Genomic DNA, 2725 nt, shown 5'->3' with positions numbered 1-2725 from the left:
TTATTTTCTGGTTATATAATTTAACGGAGTCATTATAATCTTTTCTGGCAACCGCAATCCGGTTTTCCGTACCCGCAAGCTCATCTGAAAGGGAAATAAACTGTTGATTTGCTTTTAGATCAGGATAATTTTCTACAACCATAAGCAGTCTGCTCAGCGCTCCAGACAACTGGTTATCTGCATTTGCCTTTTCTTCCATGCTTGTGGCACCTGCCAGTTTCGCTCTTGCGTTGCTAACGTTTTCGATAACCTCTTTTTCATGTTCCGCATAACCCTTTACGGTATTTACCAGGTTAGGTATGAGATCCACTCTTCTTTGCAGCATTGTATCAATATTAGCTCTCTGATTTTCCACATTTTCATTGATTCCCACCAGGGAGTTGTACTGGCTGATGCCAACGACCACCAGGATTACAACGATTGCAATGATTACCCATACAGCGATTTTACTTCCAGATCTTTTCATGATTTCACCCTCTGCGCATTGCAGGAAAAACCGCAACGCTTCCATTTCTAATGATTTCTGTCCACTTGTTTCTTATTGGAAATATATTATTTTTATTCTTATTGTATGAACGAATTTCGTATTTACAAACTCTGAAAAACTATTCTGTTTTTATTATTGTGGTTTTTTATCTTTCTATTCATAATAATCAAAAATCCCGCCGGAAATGACGGGATTTTTGATTATTATGAAGGATGGTCTTTCTTTCTGCCCATTTACATATATTGTAGAAAATAATTCCGGGAGAAATTCATGGAATGTAATCAAAATGTTGCTTCTGAAGAATTTGCTGATTTTATCATATCAAATAACAATTACAGTTTGAATGAAACTCTTCAGAGAAATCCTTCCTCATGTGGGGATTTTGTTGACAGCCAATTTTCTATTATATATGTTCCCATGCAGGAAGCCGCTCCAATTACAACTGAAAAATATGAATACTATTCAATTCCCAATCTTTATACAACCCTGGATACATCCAGCATGGAAGCATCCGGCATATTGAATACCATAGAACAACCTCAATTGAACTTGCGGGGACAGGGAACGATCATTGGTTTCATTGATACCGGAATAGACTATCAAAATCCGCTGTTCCGGCATTCGGACGGCAGAACCCGCATTTTGGGAATCTGGGACCAGACCTTGCCATCACTGGAAATACCCCAGAAATTACCGCCGGGAATACCAGGATTTACTGTAAATGATACCATTATTTATGGAACAGAATTTACCAACACAGAAATCAACGAAGCTCTCCAGGCAGAAAATCCGCTGGACGTAGTACCCAGTGAAGACACCAACGGGCACGGTACATTCCTTGCCGGAATTGCAGCCGGGTCACAATCACCAAATGCAGACTTTATCGGCGCAGCACCGGAATGTAATATTGCTGTAGTAAAACTGAAACCGGCAAAACAATATTTACGTGATTTCTACTTAATACAGGATTCAGCCGACGCATATCAGGAAAATGATATTATGATGGGAATTAAATATCTGACATTGGTCTCGGCACGTTATCGAATGCCACTGATTATTTGTATCGGACTTGGAACGAATATGGGGAGTCATGAAGGAACATCACCGCTTGGGCTGCTGTTAAGAAAACTAAATCTAATGACCGGTTTTGCATCGGTTGTTGCCGGAGGAAATGAAGTTGGAATGTACCATCATTTTCTGGGCAATATTAAGGTTGGTTTAGAATATGAAGACGCAGAAATCTCGGTTGGACCAGACGAAAAAGGATTTGTCGTTGAACTGTGGTCCTCACCGCCAGAACTTTATACCGTAGGCTTTGTTTCACCTACAGGTCAGACGATCCCCCGTATTCCGCTAAACGAAGAGCGGGATACCCATGTAACCTTTACTTTGGAAAATACACAGATTACGGTTCATTATGACATTTCAGAAATGGGTTCCGGCAGCCAGTTTATTACAATGCGGTTTCAGTCACCCACACCTGGAATCTGGCGAATCCGGGTGTATAATTATCTTTTCATCACAGGCAATTATCATATGTGGCTTCCGATTCATGGATTTATTTCCCGTTCCACTGTATTTTTGAAGCCAAATCCATTTACTACGATTACAGAGCCTGCAAATGCCTATAGCTGTATCACGGCAGCCGCCTATAACCACAGAGACGGCAGCCTTTATATTCATTCCAGCTATGGATTTAACCGCATCAATTTTATTAAGCCGAATATTGCTGCCCCGGGAGTGAATGTATATGGTCCTGCAGTTGCCGGTATTCCTGCACAGTCGGGGCTGCCTATGACCTACCAGACAGGAACTTCCGTAGCCGCAGCCCATGTTGCCGGCGCATCAGCCATTCTGATGACCTGGGGTATTGTGCAAGGCCATAATCCGGGCATGAATGCAAACTCAATCCGAACTTACCTGATCAGAGGAGCTGACCGAAATCCCGCATATGTATATCCCAACAGGGAATGGGGAATGGGTACGCTCAATCTTTTTCAGACTATTCTTCGTGTTCGTGAGTAGGCCAGGGTCCATGATCTGGTTTCCGGCAGCAGCGATCTATTTATTATGTGGAATTTGTTCTGAACAGGCGAAGCAATAAACACCGCAATTTATTCGGCAAATTCCACAGTTCACTGAAAATTGTGCTGACCGGTTCAGGTAATGAATTCCGGAAAGGCTATGTCACCATTTGATTGTTTACACTGCCGCCCCCTCACCTCAGCCAAGCGTCAA

General features: G+C 42.2%; 2 protein-coding genes. One reads left to right on the top strand and one right to left on the bottom strand.

Annotated elements, in window-relative coordinates; translation table 11 throughout:
* Nucleotides 1-466, bottom strand: a 466-nt coding sequence (locus ACH2DQ_RS03170; RefSeq protein ID WP_395025548.1) for a LemA family protein, incomplete at its 3' end; no start/stop codon positions are given.
* Between the two features lie 291 nt (nt 467-757).
* Between ACH2DQ_RS03170 and ACH2DQ_RS03165 the strand changes: the two genes are divergently transcribed.
* On the top strand, nt 758-2512 hold the full coding sequence (locus tag ACH2DQ_RS03165; RefSeq protein ID WP_394914684.1) for a S8 family peptidase: 1755 nt from the start codon (nt 758-760) through the stop codon (nt 2510-2512).
* The last annotated feature ends 213 nt before the right edge of the window (nt 2513-2725 follow it).

The sequence above is a fragment of the Robinsoniella sp. genome (assembly GCF_034124845.1).
Note: the sequence above shows the minus strand (reverse complement) of the source record. Positions and strands in the feature narration are given on the sequence as shown.

Coding starts and splice junctions, on each gene's coding strand:
- ACH2DQ_RS03165 (WP_394914684.1), top strand. CDS start 758: ATGGAATGTAATCAAAATGTTGCTTCTGAAGAATTTGCTGATTTTATC.